Here is a 706-nt window from a genome sequence, read left to right on the forward strand (position 1 = left end):
ATACCACCGCGCCATCAATCAGTGCATAATTTACTGTGTCGCTGAGCGTAACCGTGACCTCATCGCCATCTTCATCGAAGGTCTCGAAAGTCGCCACTTCTGCGCCAGCAACCGCGCTGCCGTCATCTTCGGTAAAGTCATTGCTGGTTAGAATGGTGATTTCTGGAGCATCATTCACGGTCGCAACACTTGGATCAACGCTTACTGCATCACCATCAACCGTGCCATCGCTTGGCGTTAAGGTGAACGCTGGTAATTCTTCGCCACTATTGACTAAGTCAGCACCGGCTTGGGTTAATACCACTGAGCCGTCTACTAAGGCATAGTTTACTGTGTCGCTTAGCGTAACCGTCACCTCATCGCCATCTTCATCGAAGGTCTCGAAAGTCGCCACTTCTGCGCCAGCAACGGCGCTGCCGTCATCTTCGGTAAAGTCATTGCTGGTTAGAATGGTGATTTCTGGTGCATCATTTACGGTCGCAACACTTGGATCAACGCTTACTGCATCGCCATCAACCGTGCCGTCGTTTGGCGTTAAGGTGAAAGCCGGTAATTCTTCGCCATTGTTCACTAAGTCAGCACCGGCTTCAGTGAGGACAACCGTACCATCTACCATTTCGTAGTTAACGGTATCGCTTAAGGTGACTGTCACTTCATCGCCATCTTCATCGAAGGTCTCAAAGGTCGCCACTTCTGCGCCAGCAAC

At 50.8% G+C, this 706-nt stretch carries 1 protein-coding gene; it reads right to left on the reverse strand.

The features are described 5' to 3' along the window. Nucleotides 1-706, reverse strand: a 706-nt coding sequence (locus tag OW492_RS16935; RefSeq protein WP_290041705.1) for a hypothetical protein, incomplete at both ends; no start/stop codon positions are given.

The organism is Psychromonas sp. 14N.309.X.WAT.B.A12, from assembly GCF_030397575.1.
Classification (GTDB): domain Bacteria; phylum Pseudomonadota; class Gammaproteobacteria; order Enterobacterales; family Psychromonadaceae; genus Psychromonas.